Source organism: Gammaproteobacteria bacterium, from assembly GCA_033720895.1.
Classification (GTDB): Bacteria; Pseudomonadota; Gammaproteobacteria; order Natronospirales; family JAJUFS01; genus JAWWBS01.
The window spans coordinates 59,167-76,987 of record JAWWBS010000001.1 but is presented as its reverse complement, the minus strand read 5'-3'; the positions used below and the strand labels follow the sequence as shown (position 1 = coordinate 76,987).

The 17,821-nt window shown below is 61.1% G+C and carries 15 protein-coding genes and 1 other RNA gene; 8 read left to right on the top strand and 8 right to left on the bottom strand.

From position 1 onward, the window contains the following. Positions 1-102 precede the first annotated feature (102 nt). The gene (locus tag R3217_00360; GenBank protein MDX1453887.1) at positions 103-1,632 is read left to right on the top strand and encodes a DUF3883 domain-containing protein; all 1,530 of its coding nucleotides are present in this window, start codon (positions 103-105) and stop codon (positions 1,630-1,632) included. A 62-nt stretch (positions 1,633-1,694) separates the two neighbouring features. Beyond that, entirely contained in the window at positions 1,695-3,656 is a 1,962-nt protein-coding gene (locus R3217_00355) for an oligopeptide transporter, OPT family (protein ID MDX1453886.1), read from the top strand. Positions 3,657-3,728: 72 nt separating this feature from the next. Here R3217_00355 and R3217_00350 read toward each other — a convergent pair whose 3' ends face one another. Further along, positions 3,729-4,277, bottom strand: coding sequence for a hypothetical protein (locus tag R3217_00350; GenBank protein ID MDX1453885.1), 549 nt, complete (start codon positions 4,275-4,277; stop codon positions 3,729-3,731). A 313-nt stretch (positions 4,278-4,590) separates the two neighbouring features. On the opposite strand from R3217_00350, the gene R3217_00345 reads away from it, so the two are divergent. Beyond that, complete coding sequence (locus tag R3217_00345) at positions 4,591-5,952, top strand: S8 family serine peptidase (GenBank protein MDX1453884.1); 1,362 nt, start codon at positions 4,591-4,593, stop codon at positions 5,950-5,952. 82 nt (positions 5,953-6,034) lie between these two features. On the opposite strand, the gene R3217_00340 is transcribed toward R3217_00345, so the two are convergent. From R3217_00340 to smpB, 4 genes are all read right to left on the bottom strand, one after another. Then, on the bottom strand, positions 6,035-6,697 hold the full coding sequence (locus R3217_00340) for a type 1 glutamine amidotransferase domain-containing protein (protein ID MDX1453883.1): 663 nt from the start codon (positions 6,695-6,697) through the stop codon (positions 6,035-6,037). Positions 6,698-6,858: 161 nt separating this feature from the next. Beyond that, entirely contained in the window at positions 6,859-9,009 is a 2,151-nt protein-coding gene (gene katG / locus R3217_00335; GenBank protein MDX1453882.1) for a catalase/peroxidase HPI, read from the bottom strand. Between the two features lie 614 nt (positions 9,010-9,623). After that, positions 9,624-9,981: a transfer-messenger RNA gene (ssrA, locus tag R3217_00330) on the bottom strand. A 74-nt stretch (positions 9,982-10,055) separates the two neighbouring features. Next, positions 10,056-10,532, bottom strand: coding sequence for an SsrA-binding protein SmpB (smpB, locus tag R3217_00325; GenBank protein MDX1453881.1), 477 nt, complete (start codon positions 10,530-10,532; stop codon positions 10,056-10,058). A gap of 141 nt (positions 10,533-10,673) precedes the next feature. On the opposite strand from smpB, the gene R3217_00320 reads away from it, so the two are divergent. Genes R3217_00320 through R3217_00310 form a run of 3 tightly spaced genes read left to right on the top strand, consistent with a single transcriptional unit; the run spans position 10,674 to position 12,825 of the window. Next, positions 10,674-12,050 (top strand): sodium-dependent transporter, encoded by a 1,377-nt coding sequence (locus R3217_00320; protein ID MDX1453880.1) that lies wholly within the window; start codon positions 10,674-10,676, stop codon positions 12,048-12,050. A 1-nt stretch (position 12,051) separates the two neighbouring features. Next, on the top strand, positions 12,052-12,498 hold the full coding sequence (locus R3217_00315; GenBank protein MDX1453879.1) for a type II toxin-antitoxin system RatA family toxin: 447 nt from the start codon (positions 12,052-12,054) through the stop codon (positions 12,496-12,498). 3 nt (positions 12,499-12,501) lie between these two features. Next, positions 12,502-12,825: an RnfH family protein gene (locus tag R3217_00310; GenBank protein MDX1453878.1), complete on the top strand. Its 324-nt coding sequence runs from the start codon at positions 12,502-12,504 to the stop codon at positions 12,823-12,825. Positions 12,826-12,894: 69 nt separating this feature from the next. Here R3217_00310 and bamE read toward each other — a convergent pair whose 3' ends face one another. Further along, the gene (gene bamE, locus R3217_00305; GenBank protein ID MDX1453877.1) at positions 12,895-13,287 is read right to left on the bottom strand and encodes an outer membrane protein assembly factor BamE; all 393 of its coding nucleotides are present in this window, start codon (positions 13,285-13,287) and stop codon (positions 12,895-12,897) included. Positions 13,288-13,473: 186 nt separating this feature from the next. Between bamE and fur the strand changes: the two genes are divergently transcribed. After that, complete coding sequence (fur, locus tag R3217_00300) at positions 13,474-13,896, top strand: ferric iron uptake transcriptional regulator (GenBank protein ID MDX1453876.1); 423 nt, start codon at positions 13,474-13,476, stop codon at positions 13,894-13,896. Positions 13,897-13,977: 81 nt separating this feature from the next. On the opposite strand, the gene recN is transcribed toward fur, so the two are convergent. Together recN and R3217_00290 are read right to left on the bottom strand one after the other, a co-directional pair. After that, a complete protein-coding gene (gene recN, locus R3217_00295; protein ID MDX1453875.1) occupies positions 13,978-15,654 on the bottom strand; it encodes a DNA repair protein RecN in 1,677 nt (558 codons plus the stop codon). 13 nt (positions 15,655-15,667) lie between these two features. Continuing rightward, positions 15,668-16,582, bottom strand: coding sequence for an NAD(+) kinase (locus R3217_00290; GenBank protein ID MDX1453874.1), 915 nt, complete (start codon positions 16,580-16,582; stop codon positions 15,668-15,670). A 131-nt stretch (positions 16,583-16,713) separates the two neighbouring features. On the opposite strand from R3217_00290, the gene hrcA reads away from it, so the two are divergent. Continuing rightward, positions 16,714-17,793 (top strand): heat-inducible transcriptional repressor HrcA, encoded by a 1,080-nt coding sequence (hrcA, locus tag R3217_00285; protein ID MDX1453873.1) that lies wholly within the window; start codon positions 16,714-16,716, stop codon positions 17,791-17,793. Positions 17,794-17,821: the final 28 nt, after the last annotated feature.

Sequence of the window (17,821 nt, the reverse complement as noted above, 5' to 3'; positions counted from 1 at the left end):
CTTGCGAAGCTGACAGAAATCGCGAAAACGTGACTCTATTTGTACTTGAAGCAGGCGACTTGTCCTATCCTTGTCACACTTTGACAAGGATGGAAGGAAACGATGGCGACGTACCTGGTTAGCTGGGACCCGACCAAGTGGGACTGGCGCAGCATCAAGGATCAATCTGACCAAGCGAAGCGGGGTGCTCCGATCGAGCGCACCTGGTCGTGCGGTTCGGCGCGTCGCATTTTCAATGGTGATGTCGTTTACTTCCTTCGCCAGGGGCGCGAACCGCGTGGCCTGTTTGCACGCGGCGTGGTCACGCGTGGTTCCTACGAAGCGACCAACCCGGATGTGCAGGATGCCAATCGCGGGCGGCCGACGCTTGTCATCGACATCAAGTTCACGGAGCTGGTCAACGGATCCACCGAAGTGGTCGTGCCACGACCGTTGTTGAAAGGCGGACTGCTGGGCAAGTTTGTCTGGGATATCCGCGAATCCGGCGTGAAGATTCCCGAGGATGTCGCCACGCAGCTCGAGAATGTCTGGTTCAAGCAGATCCCCAAGTTCGGCTACTCGACGGACATGGCGGCCCGCCCCAAGGCCACCGAAGCCAGGGCGAAATCCGAGAAGACACAGCCACCGCCGGAAGAAGCGCCCGCCGTGAAGAGCAAGGCACAACCCGCTGCAACGCCGGCAGGCGTTACCGATGCGGAGCGCGAGAAGCTCAAGGCGGATCGCGAAGCACGGCTGGCGCGCATGAAAATGCGCGACAAGAAGAAGCCGGAACCGGTGGAGCCCGAGCCCGAACCGATTTCGGAGGACGAGCGCAATCGCATCCTGGTCGAGAACTATTTCGTCATGCTGGATGCCGAGTTGCAAGGCGAGCTATACAGCAAGGCCGACCATCGCAATCGCATCTCCAAGGAAACCGGCTTGAACGACGAGTCCGCCATCGATGCCCTGCAGCAGGATATCAGTGCCGTGCTGGCAGAGGCGGGCCTGCCCTTTGCCGATGCCTTCCCGCCGCAAAAAGCACCGTCCCCGAAAATCGAAAAGGCAGTGCACATATTCATCGAGGAGAATCCTGAGATCGTCGAAGCCTTGTGGCTGGATCCCGAGGACGCCGGCAAGTCGGTGCCCGTCGAACTCGACGAGCCGAAGCTGCGATGGAAGAAAGTACCGGAGGCAAGTGGTTTCAGGCCACGTAAGCTCGAAGGCTGGCAGCCAGCCGCCGTGGCCGATGTCGATTTCCGCTTGCGCGAACATCGCGCTACCCAGCTTTCGTCGGCCGGCGAGCGCTTTGTGCTGGCCTTTGAACGCGCGCGCCTGCGCGAGCTCGGGCTCAAGGACAAGGCGAAGGGTGTGATGTGGCAGACCCAGACGTTTGGCGAGTCCTTCGGTTACGACATCCTGTCGTTCAACGATGATGGCAGCGACCGGCTCATCTGCGTCAAGACCACGAATTACGGACCGTATTTTCCTTTCACCTTGCTGCAGCGGGAAATAGAGCTGGCCGAATCTCACCCGGAGAACTTCTATCTCTATCGCGTCTTCCAGTTCAGCAGGGGTGCGCGCCTGTTCATTCTCAATGGGCGCGAAATGCTGACCAAGTTCAAGGAACCGGTCGCTTTCCGCTTCTGGAGTTGAGAGTTTTCTCGTTCCCGCTGCTGGGGTAGTCTTCTGGCATCGCAGATGTCGGAGAGAAAATCGTGACAACACGCAAGGGATTGGCGGAAAACGCTCATCGGCCGCTGAAGGACGGTGAAACCTACGCCCCATACGTTCCTGCCATCGAATCGCCGCAGGAATTTACCATCAAGTCACTGTTTTTCGGGATCCTGTTCGGAATCCTGTTTGGTGCCGCCAATGCCTACCTTGGCCTGCGCGCCGGCCTGACGATCTCGACTTCGATTCCGGTTGCGGTAATGACAGTCGCTGCTTTCCAGGCGCTGCGCCGATTCGGCCACTCCTCGAACATCCTCGAGGCCAACCTGTCGCAGACCATCGGCTCGGCCTCCAGCTCGGTGGCGTCCGGTGTCATTTTCACCTTGCCGGCCCTGTTCCTGTGGGGGCTGACGCCAGGCTTGCTGCAAATGACCATCCTCGCGATGTCGGGTGGCCTGATCGGCATCCTGTTCATGATTCCTTTGCGGCGCTTCCTGATCGAGCGCGAGCACGGCCACCTGCCGTATCCTGAAGGCACCGCCTGCGCACACGTGCTGGTGGCGAACGAGGTGGGCGGCAGCAACGCCAAGAACGTGTTCATCGGCATCGGCGCGGGCATGCTGTTCAAGACGCTGACCTCCTGGATCAAGGTCATTCCAGGTGACGTGCACGTCAACATTCCCTTCCTCAAGAAGGGCGCGGTCGGCATGGACCTGTCCGCTGCATTGTTTGGCGTGGGTTACATTCTCGGGCCGCGCATCGCAACGGTAATGGTGGGTGGTGGCTTGCTGTCGTCACTCATCATCATTCCCGCGATTGCCTACTGGGGTGATGCGCGAGCGGTGCCGCTGTTCCCGGAAACAGAGATGCTGATTCGCGACATGTCGCCCTCGCAGCTGTGGACGCGCTACGTGCGCTACATCGGCGCGGGTGCCGTGGCCGCTGCGGGCATCATCACCCTGGCGCGCAGCATCCCGGTCATGCTGGAAAGTTTCAGCATCGGCGCCGAGCAGTTGAAAGAACGCGTCGCGCATGCGGACGACAAGGTGTCCCGCACCTCGAATGACCTGCCCTTGAAGGTGGTCGGCATCGGCATCTTCCTGATCATTGCCGCTCTTGCATTGATTCCGAACGCCTTCGGTCAGATCGACGCGATCGGCTTCCGTGCCATTGCTGCCATCTGCGTGGTCATTTTCGCGTTCTTCTTCGTGACCGTGGCATCGCGCATCGTCGGCCTGGTTGGCGTGACGTCGAATCCGACTTCAGGCATGACCATTGCGTCCCTGCTCGGCACCGCGGGCGTCTTCCTGGTGATGGGCTGGACCGATATCACCGGCAAGGCGGCAGCATTGACTGTCGGTTGCGTGGTCGCCATTGCCGCGTCCATTGCAGGCGACACCTCACAGGACCTCAAGACAGGTTACTTGCTGGGCGCAACGCCGCGTCGCCAGCAGATCGGCGAGCTCGTCGGCGTACTCACTTCGGCGACCTTCGTCTGCCTGTCGGTGTTGCTGCTGGCAGAAACGTTCGGTTTCGGTGGCGAAGAACTGCCAGCACCGCAAGCCACGCTGATGAAGCTGGTCATCGATGGCGTGCTCGACCAGTCCTTGCCCTGGGGCCTCGTTGCCATCGGTGTCGGCATCGCCATCGCCTGCGAACTGTTGCGCATTCCGTCCCTGCCTTTTGCCGTGGGCGTATACCTTCCGGTGTCGACCATGACACCGCTGTTCCTTGGCGGCATGCTGAAGCTGTGGCTCGAGCGCAAGGCGAAGAACGAAGAAGAGGCCGTGGATCGTCGTGATCGTGGCGTGCTGCTGGGCTCCGGCTTCGTCGGTGGCGAAGGCCTGCTGGGTGTAGGTATCGCTGCCGTCGCGTTCATCCAGAACAGGAAGCCGGACGGCATCGGTACCGGCTGGCTCGGACCCGACTGGATGGTACAGCTGGTCGGCTTTGCGGTGTTCATGCTGTTCGTGAGCTGGTTCGTGCGGCGCGTGCGGCGTGGCTGATGGCCAGCGTTGATTGAAATGAAAAAGGGGTGGCACCTGCCACCCCTTTTTCATACCGCCTGCGGCTGTCCGTCAGTTGCCGGTGGGCGGCAGGTCGACTGCGTCCCGGTCTTCATCCTCGAGTCGATAGAGCTCGATGGGTTCGTCCTGGCCACGAAAATCATTGGCTGCCTTTTCCACCCAGGCGACAAAGTCGCCATGCAGGTAGCTGCGGCGCTGTTGCCAGTAGCGCTGCAGGCCGGGAAGCGAGTTGATGCCCCTGACGGCGTTGTTGAAGGCGCGACGCAGCTCGGGATCCAGCGTGCCTTCCTTCGCCAGCAGGTAGCTGTTCTGCATGCTGAGGAAGAAGCTGTGCATCATCATCATGAACTGGAATTCCTCGGTGCGTTCCAGCGGTTCTTCGCTGACCAGGGCGCGATACACGACCTCGCTGGTCTGCCGATCCGAGCCAACCTCCATGTACCAGTCCTGCACGGCGGTGTTGGCATCATGCATCGCCGATGCGCGAATGGCGGACGCGCTGTCATTGACCTGGATGCCGACATATATCAGTGAAATGATCAGTGCGGCTGCGCTTACGATTTCGGCAATATTTGCCAGTTCCCCGAGTTTTGTACGCATGTTTCGATCCGGCAGCGGTGTGTTCATGAAGCTTAGCAGCGCGCTGGCAGATGTCGCTTGCCGTTTTCCCGGCCAGGATTCCCGTCGTGTTGAGCAAAGATGCAGCAGTTCGACGAAAATTTGCAGCAGTTCAACGAATGGTCCTGTACAGCTTGCATGTACAACATCGCTTCTGCTTTACTCCGGGGGCGTTTTGAAATGGCAGCGGAAGCAGGGTGGCGAGTCACACCCTTTCCCTGCGCGCGACCGGGGGGTCGGGCCAGGGCAGCACGCCAGATGACTCGGACAATCGATTCCAAATTGGGGGGATCCAATGCGTAAAACCTTGCTGGTCGCGTTCGCGGCCATGTTCTCTGTTGCGTCCATGCCGGCCTTCGCCGGAAGTTTCATCGTCAGCATCAAGGGCAATTCGGATCGGCTGCTGGCCGATATCGAAGCTGCTGGCGGTGTTGTCACATCCGACCTCAGTGTCATCAACGTGCTGGTCGTCGATGCCGACGATGCTTCTGCATTCGATGGCATTGCCGGCATCGATGCCGTGATGGAAGACGTGATGATCGAATATCGCGAGCCGCTCAAGTCGGAAGTGAACATCGATTTTGCGGCTCCGGAAGCGGCTTCGCCGCCGTTCACCGGTGATGATGACTTCTTTTTCGACCTGCAGTGGGGGCATACCGCCATCTCGGCAACCGATGCCTGGGCAGCAGGACATCGTGGTGCTGGCGTGCGCGTGGCCGTGCTGGACAGCGGTATCGATGCCGAGCATCCGGATATCGCGCCCAACCTGAATGCGGCACTCAGTGCTTCGTTCATCCCGGGCGAAGGCTGGAACGTGCGTCCCGGTACCTTCTTCAACCATGGCACGCACGTAGCCGGCACGATCGCTGCTGCGGATAACGGCTTTGGCATCATCGGCGTCGCACCCGATGCGGAGATCATTGCGGTGAAGGTCCTGTCCGAGTACAGCGGCGGTGGCTCTTTCAGCGCCATCCTCAACGGTATCGTCTACTCGGCCCAGGTGGGTGCTGATGTGATCAACATGAGCCTTGGTGCCAGCATTCCGCGCAACTGTGGCGTTAATGTGCCGGGCAACGTCGGCAACGCTTCGGCCTGTGCCGATTTCTTCTCGGTGTTTGCACGCGGTGTGAAGTACGCGCGCGACATGGGTGCCACCGTGATCGCTTCGGCGGGCAATGATGCACGTGATCTCGATCACGACAGTTCGCTGAAGAAGTTCCCGGCAGAAGTGAACGGCGTACTGTCGATCTCGGCCACCGGCCCGACGGGTTGGGCGCTGGATCCGGTCAATGCCGATCTCGACAAGCTGGCTTCCTACTCCAATTACGGCCAGTCCTCGATCGACTTCTCGGCGCCGGGCGGTGATTACATCTACCCGGGCAACGATGTCTGTGCGGTCGTGGTCTACCAGTATTGCTGGGCCATGGACATGGTGTTCAGCACCATCTCCGGTGGCTGGAGCTGGTCGGCCGGTACCAGCATGGCGGCTCCGCATGCTTCCGGTGTCGCTGCGCTGATCATTGGCAAGAACGGTGGATCGATGGATCCGCAGGCCGTTGAAAAGGCATTGCGCCAGAGCGCCGATGACCTTGGCAAGGCCGGCAATGACGACGCCCACGGCATGGGCCGCGTCAACGCCCTGCGGGCCGTCGAATGACGACAGCCTTGCAACAGCCGTAACGAGAACGCCCCGGCTTGCCGGGGCGTTTTTCATTGCGTTACGTACTGTCTGTGCCAGCTCAGGTCAGGGCATCGAGCAACGCCCTGGCTGCGGCCTCCGACGAGGCCGGGTTCTGGCCTGTCACGAGCTTGCCATCGGTTACCACGTGCGATGCCCAGTCATCACCACTCTCGTAGTGACCACCGTTGTCCTTGAGCATGTCTTCGACCGAAAACGGCACCACGTCTTCCAGGCCGGCCGCCTGCTCTTCGCTGTTCTTGAAGCCGGTTACCTTCTTGCCATGCACGACAGCCTTGGTGTTCTTGAATACCGCGGGGCCGTGGCAGACGGCGCCGACAGGCTTGTCGGCTTCGGCAAAGGCACTGATGAGCTGGATGGAGTGCTGGTCTTCCGACAGGTCCCACAGCGGGCCATGGCCCCCTGGATAGAAGATGGCATCGAACTTGCTGGCATCGATGTCACCCAGCTTGTGCGTGTTTGCCAGCGCTTCCCTGGCGGCGTCGTCTTCCTCGAAGCGACGCGTCGCATCGGTGTGCGCATCGTCGACGTCGCTGTTCGGGTCCACTGGCGGCTGGCCGCCCAGCGGGGAGGCGAGGGTGATCTCGGCGCCGGCGTCCTTGAAGACGTAATAGGGCGCGGCGAACTCTTCCAGCCAGAAACCGGTCTTGTTGCCGGTACTGCCAAGGGCGTCATGCGAGGTGAGAACCATAAGGATCTTCATCATTTACCTCCGGTTGTTCGAAGCGTTGCGCACATGACCATGTGCGGCGGCGAGATGGCTTGAATGTAACAAAAAAGACAAATAAAAACAAATAGTTACGTTGATGATGCAAAAAAGCCCGCGGTTTCCCGCGGGCCTTCCTGTTGCAAGGACTCGTGCGATCAGAGATCGAAGCGATCGTTCTGCATCACTTTCGCCCACGCTTTCACGAAGTCGTTGACGAACTTGCGATCGGCATCATCGGAGGCATAGACCTCGGCAATGGCACGCAGCTCGGAGTGCGAACCAAAGATCAGGTCGACCGGCGTGGCGGTGTACTGCTGCTCGCCACTGGCGCGATCAACACCGATGTAGATGCCATCTTCCGACGCGGACTTCTTCCACATGGTGTCCATGTCGAGCAGGTTCACGAAGAAGTCGTTGGTCAGCTGTCCCGGGGTGTCGGTGAACACGCCGTGCTGCGAACCGCCGGTATTGGCATTCAGGGCACGCATGCCACCCACCAGCACCGTCATTTCCGGCACGGTCAGCGTCAGCAGGTCGGCGCGATCCACCAGTGCAGCCGTTGGCGAGTGATAGCTTTCCGCGCTGTAGTAATTGCGGAAACCATCGGCCTTCGGCTCCAGGGCATTGAAGGATTCGACATCGGTCTGCTCCTGCAGGGCGTCAACCCGACCCGGTGCGAACGGCACCTTCACCGAGTAGCCGGCATCCTTCGCGGCCTTCTCGATGGCGGCAGCGCCGCCCAGCACGATGACATCGGCCAGCGACACGCGGGTGTTGCCCCACTTGTCGTCATTGAACTCGGCCTGCACCTTCTTCAGTTCGGCCAGGACGCGCTTCAGCTCTTCCGGGTTGTTGACGGCCCAGTTGACCTGCGGCTCAAGGCTGACGCGAGCACCGTTGGCGCCACCGCGCATGTCGGTACCGCGGTAGCTCGCAGCCGACGCCCAGGCGGTGCGGACCAGTTCCGGAACGCTCAGGCCGGTCTCAAGGATCATTTCCTTGATGTCATCGGCATCACCGGCATCGATCATGCCGTAATCGGCTTCCGGCAGCGGATCCTGCCAGAGCAGGTCCTCGTCCGGCACGCCGGGTCCGACGTAGCGGGCCTGCGGGCCCATGTCACGATGCGTCAGCTTGAACCAGGCGCGCGCGAAGGCATCCTCGAATTCCTTCGGGTTCGCCAGGAAGCGCTTGGAGATTTCCAGGTAGGCCGGATCGGCTTTCAGCGCCAGGTCGGCGGTGGTCATCACCGGAGCATTCATCTTGCCTTCGACATGGGCATCAGGCACCGAGTTGTCCAGCGCACCGTTCTTGGCCACCCATTGCGTGGCGCCGGCCGGGCTCTTGGTCATCTCCCATTCGTGGTTCAGGAGGTTGGCCAGGTACAGCATCGACCAGCGGGTCGGGGTCTGCGTCCAGGCGCCTTCCAGGCCACTGGTAATGGTGTCCTCGGCATTGCCCTTGCCACAGCTGTTCTTCCAGCCGAGGTCCTGGTTTTCTGTCGGCGCGGCAGCCGGCTCGGGGCCGACACAGCCCTTGGCATCGCGACCACCGTGCATCTTGCCGAAGGTGTGACCGCCGGCGACCAGGGCGACCGTCTCTTCATCGTTCATCGCCATGCGACCGAAGGTCAGGCGAATCTGCTCCGCCGAAGCCTTCGGGTCCGGATTGCCGCCGGGGCCTTCCGGGTTCACGTAGATCAGGCCCATCTGCGAGGCACCCAGCGGGCGCTGTGTCTTGCCGTCGGCGCCGGCACGATCGCGACCCAGCCAGACGTTTTCCGGGCCCCAGTAGACCAGGTCCGGCTCGAAATCGTCCTCGCGACCACCGGCAAAGCCGAAGGTCTTGAAGCCCATGTCTTCCATGGCCACGGTGCCTGCCAGGATCATCAGGTCGGCCCAGGAGACGTTCTTGCCGTACTTCTGCTTGATCGGCCAGAGCAGGCGACGCGCCTTGTCCAGGTTGGCATTGTCCGGCCAGCTGTTCAGCGGCTCGAAACGCTGCTGGCCACCACCAGCACCGCCGCGGCCGTCAGCCACGCGATAGGTACCGGCACTGTGCCAGGCCATGCGGATGAAGAAGGGGCCGTAATGTCCCCAGTCTGCAGGCCACCACGGCTGCGAGTCGGTCATGACCTCGCGCAGGTCCTTCTTCAACGCCTCGAGGTCGACCTTCGCGAAGGCAGCGGCGTAATCGAAATTGGGGCCGTAGGGGTTGGACGAGGCGTCATGGTCACGGAGCGGGGCGAGGTTCAGTTTCTCCGGCCACCAGAACTGGTTGGTCTTCGGCTCGCCGATGGCAGCCATTGCCGGGTTCGTGACAACCAGGGTGTACAACCCGGCGACGAACACCAGCAGCAGCGGCTTGACGAGCTTGTTGATGGACTTGCTCATGTTTGGATTCCTCCGATGGATCCTTCTGGCCCCGTTTGGCCCTTGTGGGCCCTTGGGGCAAGGCGGGCGATTGGCTCGTGAAAGTTCGAGAACGTTTCTAAACAATAGTCCAGATCCGTTTCATTTCTACAAACTTGTACAAAAACGCATCCGCAAACCTGCCGTTTCAGATTAAAACCTTTAAAAACATGGAGTTGAGGTTATAAACGCGTTTATAAAAGCTTGTTATATGCCTGTTCAGCGTAGACCCGGCCGGGGTTTTAGGGAAATTGAATCTTTGAACGCGCGTGATAGCCAATGGCTAATGGAAGGAACGGTGGCGGGAATGTTGCTCGGCTTTGCCTCGCAATCCTTCGCACTGCTCGGGACCCGTCTCGCTGCCTGGCGGCAGCATCGACGGTCCGGCGCGCCTTGCCAATGGCTGCGGCGCTGGTCGAACCCGGCTTGCTCATGGACGCGGCTTTTGAGTCGGCGACGTCCTCTCCAAAGAAAAAGGCCACCCGTTGGGTGGCCCTTTTTCTTCGGTATGGTGGAGGTGGCGGGACTCGAACCCGCGTCCGCGGATAGTCCGCCCTCGGCTCTACATGCTTATCCTGTACTTTTAATTTAACCAGACGCTACCCGACAGGCTAGGAAGACGACTGGCGATCTCTCGATTGGAGTTTCGCCACGCCGGCGAGAGCAACCTTTGTGACTAGCCTGGTTAGATTACAGTCGATCCAGCCGTTCAGGCCCGAACCGGTCGACCGCTAGCGGGGTTTAGGCCGCTAGAGCGTAGTTGTCGTCGTTGGCAACTATCAATTTTGCAGATGGTTTTACGAGCTTATCCACGAGCTCGGCATGCACCTCAGGTTTCGTGATCCGCGTCGAAGCCAAATCACCCCCGAGAAACGTGTTCAGTGTAACAGGAGATAGGGTCAGCCCGCAGGATTTCAAGAGGCCAGCCGGCAGGAACCGGGTTAGGAGCTATGGCGCATCAAGCGCTGCTTCTGGCGCTCCCAGTCCTGGTTCTTCTTCGTTTCGCGCTTGTCGTGCTGTTTCTTGCCCTTGGCGAGGCCGATGTCGAGCTTGACCAGGCCCTTCTTCCAGTAGAGTGCCAGCGGCGTCAGGGTGTAGCCCGCGCGGTCGACCTTGCCGATCAGGGTGTCGATCTCGCGGCGATGCAGCAGCAGCTTGCGGGTGCGGGTCGGATCGGCATTCTTGTGGGTGGAGGCCTGGGGCAGGGGCGTGATCTGCCCGCCGAGCAGCCAGATCTCGTTGTTCTTCACGGTGACATAGGCTTCGGTGATGCTGGCCCGACCGGCCCTGAGTGCCTTGACCTCCCAGCCTTCCAGCGCAATACCGGCCTCGAACTGCTCCTCGATGAAGTAGTCGTGGCGCGCCTTCTTGTTCAGCGCGATGGTGCTGCCGCCGTCCTTTTTTCCCTTTTTCGTCATGGCGCGGAGTATATCAGCCGGCTGGCGGCCTGCGTCCAGAGTGGCTGGCGGTCATTTCATGGGCTGGCCGCTTGAGCATGGCGGCGATTTCGACCACAATCCCGCACTTTCCGACGATGCCTGAAATCAAAGGGGTGATACATGGCACGACGTGAGTCTTTGCACGGCCAGTGGTCTTCGCGCATGGCCTTCGTGTTGGCAGCCACCGGCGCAGCCGTGGGTCTTGGCAACATCTGGAAGTTCCCGTACATGACCGGCGAGAACGGCGGCGGTGCTTTCGTGATCATCTACCTGGCGTGCGTGCTGGCCATCGGCCTGCCGATCTTCATGGCCGAGGCCTTGCTGGGTCGTCGTGGTCGTCGCAACCCCATCAACACCATGAAACTGCTCTCTGAAGAAGAAGCCGGTGGTGGCTGGTGGCAGCTGGTCGGCTGGATGGGCGTGCTGGCTGGCGTCCTGATTCTCTCTTATTACAGCGTCATCGCCGGTTGGACCTTCTTCTATGCCTGGGATACGGCGGCTGGCGTGTTCACGGACGCCACCAAGGCGGTGGTGAATACCGAGTTCGACGACCTCATGGCGAGCTGGCCCTGGTTGCTGGCCTTGCACACCATTTTCATCGGACTGACCGTGTTCGTGGTTGCGCGCGGTGTGGAGCAGGGTCTCGAGGCTGCAGTGAAGTACCTGATGCCGGCCTTGTTCATCCTGTTGCTGGTGCTGGTTGGTTATGCCATGAGCACCGAGCATTTTGCCGACGCCATGGGTTACATGTTCAAGCCCGACTTCAGCCAGGTCACCGGCGGCACGATTCTTGCCGCGATGGGGCAGGCCTTCTTCTCGCTGTCGCTGGGCATGGGCGCCATCATGGCCTACGGTGCCTACCTGCCTGATGATTCCTCGATCGGCGAGACGTCGCTGACGGTGGTCTTTGCGGACACGTCCGTTGCATTGCTTGCTGGCCTGGCCATCTTCCCGATCGTGCTGCAGCACGGCCTGAACCCTGGCGCCGGCCCGGAACTGATCTTCAAGACCCTGCCGCTGGCCTTTGGCAGCATGCCGGGTGGCCAGGTGTTCGGCACCTTGTTCTTCGTGCTGCTGATTTTCGCAGCCTGGTCGTCATCCATCGGCCTGATCGAGCCGGCTTGCGCGCGGCTGGTCGAGAATCACAACATGAGCCGTCGCAAGGCCGCCATGCTGGTCGGCGCTGTCGTCTGGGTGATCGGTATCGGCTCGGTGCTGTCGTTCAACGTGTTCTCCGGCGAGGAGTACCAGTTCATGGCGGGCACCTGGTTCGACAACATGGACTACCTGACGTCGAACATCATGCTGCCGTTGGGCGGCCTGCTGATCGCGCTGTTTGCCGGCTGGGTGATGTGCAAGAGCTCGACGGTCGAAGAGCTGGAGATGGGTACCGGCTTCCGCTACAACGTGTGGAGCTTCCTGATCCGCTTCCTGGCGCCGATCGCGCTGGTCATCGTGTTCCTGAACGCGACTGGCCTGCTGGGCAAGCTCGGCTGAAGTGCGTGAAGTCAACCGCAGCGCCCTGGTAGGTTTTCCGGCGCAGGCGATGTTCGACCTGGTGAACGACGTCGCCCGCTATCCGGAGTTCCTGCCGTGGTGCAAGCGGTCGGAAGTGCTCGAATCCTCGGATTCGCACATGCTGGCCTCGATCGAAATCGCCAAGGGCGGTTTCAATCGTGCCTTCACTACCCGCAATACCCTGACACCGGGCGAGCGCATCGAGCTCGCCCTGGTCGACGGTCCCTTCAAGGAGCTTGCCGGCAGCTGGCATTTCCAGGCGCTGAGCGATGATGCCTGCAAGGTCTCCCTGCATCTCGAGTTCAAGTTTGCCAGCCGCATGCTGGAGATGATGCTCGGCCCCGTGTTCAACCAGATCTGCGACACCATGCTGGATTCCTTTGTCCGCAGGGCGCAGGTGGTTTACGGCAACAAGGCAGGTGCCTGAGCCATGAGCACGACCGCGCCGGAAACGATTGCCGTCGAAGTCGCCTACGCCACGCCGGAGCGCCAGGAAATCATCAGTCTCCGGGTTGCGCCCGGTACGACAGCGCTGCAAGCCGCCGAGCTTTCAGGAATCCAGGAATTGTTCCCCGAGATCGATTTTGCGTCTGCAAAGTTCGGCGTGTTTGGCAAGCTGTGCCCGCCGAACCGGGAGCTGCGACCGGCCGACCGCGTGGAAATCTATCGTCCGCTGAAAGCCGACCCGAAGGAGGTCCGGCGGCGCCTTGCCGCGGAGGGCAAGACCATGGGCAAGAAGTCCTCGGCCAGCTAGTTCTGGCGAAAGCGGGCAAAGAAAAAGGACGCCGTGGCGTCCTTTTTTCGATTCGGTACCGTTCCACCTTCATTCGGTGGTCGGGTTTTCCTCGGTTTCTTCTTCGAAGCCGGCCTTGGGGACTTCACTTGCCATGCTCTCGTCATCGAAACCACCGCGCTTTTCGATGCGCTCGAGGCCATCGGCGCCGAAGTACATCACCATGTGACGGTAGCGATCACGTTCTTCCTTCATCGAATCGACATACAGCAGGTAGTCCCAGCGATCCGGATGATAGGGGTCCGCAACCATCGGCGTGCCGAGAATGAACTTCACCTGTTCGCGGCTCATGCCGAGTTCCAGTTTCTCGATATCGCGGTCCAGCAGGACGTTGCCTTGCAGGATGTCCTGGCGGTAGACGCAGCCCGACAGCAGGGCAGCGGTCAGCAGCGGCAGCATGATCTTGTTGAGCGCCTGGCGCATGATGGTCCTCGACAGGTGTAGTCTGATTGGTCAGGAATTGGCCCGTGGGCGTGTTGCGTTCCTGCAGAGGTCGGGGATAATACCGGACAGGGTAAGGGCTGGCCAGCGGCGGTCGGCAATTGCCACCAGAGTTCCACAATTCACCGGCCAGCCCCCATGCTGGTCCCGCCAGGCAGGTAAATCACCGTGGAAAGCCAGGATTTAAGGAAAGCCGGATTGAAGGTCACCCTGCCCAGGATGAAGATCCTGGAGATTCTCGATGGCGCCGAACCGCGCCACATGAGCGCCGAGGACCTCTACAAGGCCTTGCTGGATTCCGGCGAGGAAATCGGCCTGGCCACGGTCTACCGTGTCCTGACCCAGTTCGAGGACGCGGGCCTGGTGACCCGGCATCATTTCGAAGGCGGACACTCGATGTTCGAGCTCAACGAGGGCGAGCATCATGACCACATCGTCTGCGTGAAGTGCGGCAAGGTCGACGAGTTCGTCGACGAAACCATCGAAAAGCGCCAGCACCAGATTGCCGAGGAGGCGGGCTACGAGATGACCGACCACTCGCTCTACATCTACGGTATCTGCCCGGAATGCCGGAAGGAATTGAAGAAATAGGATCGTGATATCAGCATGAAAAAGGCCGCTCCCGGGAGACGATCCGGAGCGGCCTTTTCTATTGCCTGATGTCCTGGCTGCTCAGTTCGTGGCGGCCTTGATCATCTCGCGGGCATGATCGAGCGTGGTGTCGGTGATGTTCACGCCGCCCAGCATGCGCGCCAGCTCCTCGATGCGGGTGGCGTCGTCCAGCTTGCGAATACCCGTGTGGGTCTCGTCCTTGCCGGCGGTCTTTTCCACCTTGAAGTGATGATGCCCTTGCGCTGCGACCTGCGGCAGGTGGGTGACACAGAACACCTGGCGCTCCTTGCCCAGCGCGCGCATGCGCCGGCCGATCAGCTCGGCAATGCCGCCACCGACACCAGCATCGACCTCGTCGAAAATCATCACTGGCATGTTCGAGGCATTCGAGGCGATCACCTGGATGGCCAGCGAGATGCGTGACAGCTCGCCGCCCGAGGCGACTTTTGCCAGCGGCTTCAACGGCTGGCCGGGATTGGCGCTGACCCGGAATTCGACCTGGTCGCGGCCGTGTGCCAGGAAGCGGTCCTTGGCATCCGGTTCGACCGCGATTTCGAAACGACCACCGGACATGCCAAGCTCCTGCATGATCTTGCTGACATCGTCGCCCAGCTGTTTTGCGACTTTCTGGCGCGATGCGCGCAGTGCGTCGGCTGCTGCGAGGTAGGCCTGCTCGCTTTTCTCCAGTCCGGCTTCGAGCTCGGCAATCCGCTCTTCCGCATTGTCGAGGCTATCGAGTTCCGTTCGCAGGGCGTCGGCCAGCTCGGGAAGTTCGGCAGCTGCGGTGCGGTGCTTGCGCGCCAGTTCCTGGATGGACACCAGTCGCGCTTCGATTTCATCACGGCGTTCCGGATCGAGTTCCAGCTTGCCGGCATAGCGACGCAATTCTTCCGCGCCTTCCTGCAGGGTGATCATCGCCGAATTCAGTGTTTCCGAGATCGGTTGCAGGGCGTCGTCGAAATCGGCCAGTTCGTTCAGTTCGTCAACCGCATCGGCGAGCAGGGAATAGGCCGAGCCGTCCTCGCTTTCATAGGCCTTGTCCAACGCGCGCTGCGTGCCCTCCGTCAGGCGGCTGGCATGGGCGAGGCGATGTTGTTCGCTTTGCAGCTCCGGAAGTTCCTTCGGATCCAGCGCGAGAGCATCGAGTTCGCCGACCTGGAAGCGCAGCAGGTCGCGACGATCGTCGCTTTCCTGCTGGCTGTCGCGCAGCCGCGTCAGTTCTTCGCGGACTTTTTTCCAGTTGGCGTGAGCGGCTGCCGTCTTTTCCAGCAGCTCGCCGTGGTTGGCGTAGCTGTCCAGCAGTTCGCGCTGGGCTTCCTTGCGCATCAATGACTGGTGCTCGTGCTGGCCATGGATGTCGACCAGCGCGTCGCCCAATGCCTTGAGCGATTGCATCGGTACGGCACGGCCATTGATCCACGCCTTGCTGCGGCCCTCGCTGGTCACGGTTCGGCGCACCAGGCATTCGCCGCCATCATCTTCGAGTTCGTTTTCTTCCAGCCAGGCCTGCACCAAGGGCTGGTCGGAGAGGTCGAAGCCAATGGAAATTTCCGCACGGTCTGCGCCAGCGCGCACCGTGGTCGCATCGGCACGGTCACCGAGCGCCAGGCCCAGCGCATCGATCAGGATGGACTTGCCCGCGCCGGTCTCGCCGGTCAGGCAGGTCAGGCCGAGATCGAAATCCAGTTCCAGCGATTCGATGATGGCGAAGTCGGTGATGTGAGCGTGTGTAAGCATCCGGGTAATTTACCTATCGTTCCTTGCCGCTGTCATGGTCACGGCCCCAGTGCAGCTTGTGCCTGAGCAGGTGGTAATAATCGTGTCCTGCCGGGTGCAGCAATTGCAGCGAACGTTCCGCGCGGGAGATGCGCACGCGATCGCCTGCTGCCAGCGGCGAGCTTTCCTGGCCGTCCAGCACGACCTGCGCACCCGAGCCATCGGCCTGGCGCATGACGATGTCGACGTCGGCCTCGCCACCGATCACCAGCGGTCGATCGGACAGGGTGTGCGGACAGATCGGCACGATCGCAATCGCGTCCAGCGCCGGGTGCACGATCGGGCCACCTGCAGAAAGTGCATAGGCCGTCGAGCCGGTCGGGGTCGATACCACCAGGCCATCGGCGCGATGGGTGCAGACGTAATTGCCGTCGATGTGCGTTTCGAATTCGATCATGCGACCGACATCGCGCTTCTGGACGACCACATCGTTCAAGGCCTTGTCGGTCCAGTCGACCTTGCCATCGGCACGGAAGACCTCTGCCCGCAGCATGTGGCGGGTTTCGGATATGAACTTGCCGGCAAACAGGTCGTCCAGCGTGGTGGTCAATGCTTCGCGCGGGATGTCGGCGAGGAAACCGAGGCGTCCGGCATTCACACCGACAATCGGCACGCCATGCGGTGCCAGCTGTCGAGCCGTGTGCAGCAGGGTGCCGTCACCGCCAATGACAATGGCGAGGTCGGCGGTCTCGGGCGCAGCGTCGGACAGGTCGGCAGCGGGCATGTTGGCCGAGAGTTCGCGGTCGGCACAAAGCTCCAGCTTGCGAGGTGCCAGGTGGTCGATCGCCGTTCGGGCAATATCGAGGGCAAGGGCGTTGTCGTGCTTGGCAAACAGCGCAATGCGCTGGAAGCTCTTGGCATCGGGAGACTGTGTGGATTGCTGGCTCATGCGCCCGGATGTTAGCAGAGCTTGAGGATGCTCAATAGCGCCCCGGCGAGGGCAAGTGGTCGGAATTCTTGAAGTAATGCCGGCAAGCGCCGATAATTTTGGCACTCGAACCCACGGAGTGCCAGATTCACATGGCGAGAAAGCGACAGGAACCAACGCAGGGTCCCGACGGCCAGCTTTCGGAGCGTGCCCAGCACCTGATGAAGGCGCTGGTCGAGCGCTACATCCGCGACGGCGAGCCGGTGGGTTCCCGCAACCTGGCGCGCGACTCGGCGCTGGATCTCAGCCCGGCGACCATTCGCAACATCATGGCTGACCTCGAGGAGCTCGGCATGGTGCGTTCGCCGCACACCTCGGCGGGCCGCGTGCCGACCGCCAAGGGTTACCGCCTGTTCGTCGACGCGCTGTTGACGGTCAAACCGCTGTCGGCCAGCGAGATGTTCAAGTTGCAGAATCACATGCGCGACGAGGGCATGGACTCGCAAGCACTGGTCGAATCCACGTCCAAGATGCTGTCGTCCTTCACCCACATGGCCGGCCTGGTCACGGTACCGAAAAGCAACCGCAGTGCCTGGCGACATATCGAGTTCCTCCCGCTGTCCGATCGCCGCGTGCTGGCCATCCTGGTGATGAACGAGCAGGAGGTGCAGAACCGCATCATCCAGCTGGATCGTGACTACTCCCAGGCCGAGCTGATCGAAGCGGCCAATTACCTGAATTCCGAGTTTTCCGGTCGCGATGTGTCTTCGATTCGAGAACACATCCTGCGAGAAATGGGCCGGGCCCGGGAACACATGAACCAGCAGATGAGCTCGGCCATCCAGCTCGCCGAGAAAATGGTCAAGTCGCCGGTGGATCGCGAATCCGGCTACGTGCTGGCCGGCGAGACCAACCTGATGGAATTTGCCGAGCTGTCGAATGTCGACAAGCTCCGCCAGCTGTTCGAGGCCTTCAACACCAAGCGTGACCTGCTGCACCTGCTGGACCAGTGCGTCTCGGCCGACGGGGTGCAGATTTTCATTGGCGAGGAGTCCGGCTACGAGCCGCTGGATGACATGTCGCTGGTCTCGGCCCCTTACTCGGTGAATGACGACCAGGTCGGGGTGCTGGCTGTCATCGGCCCGAGCCGCATGGCCTACGAGCGGGTGATACCGATCGTCGATGTCACCTCGAAGCTGCTGACAGCGGCGTTGAACCCCAAAAAGAGCTGATTTCGACCGGTTTTTTTGCCGTCGGCCC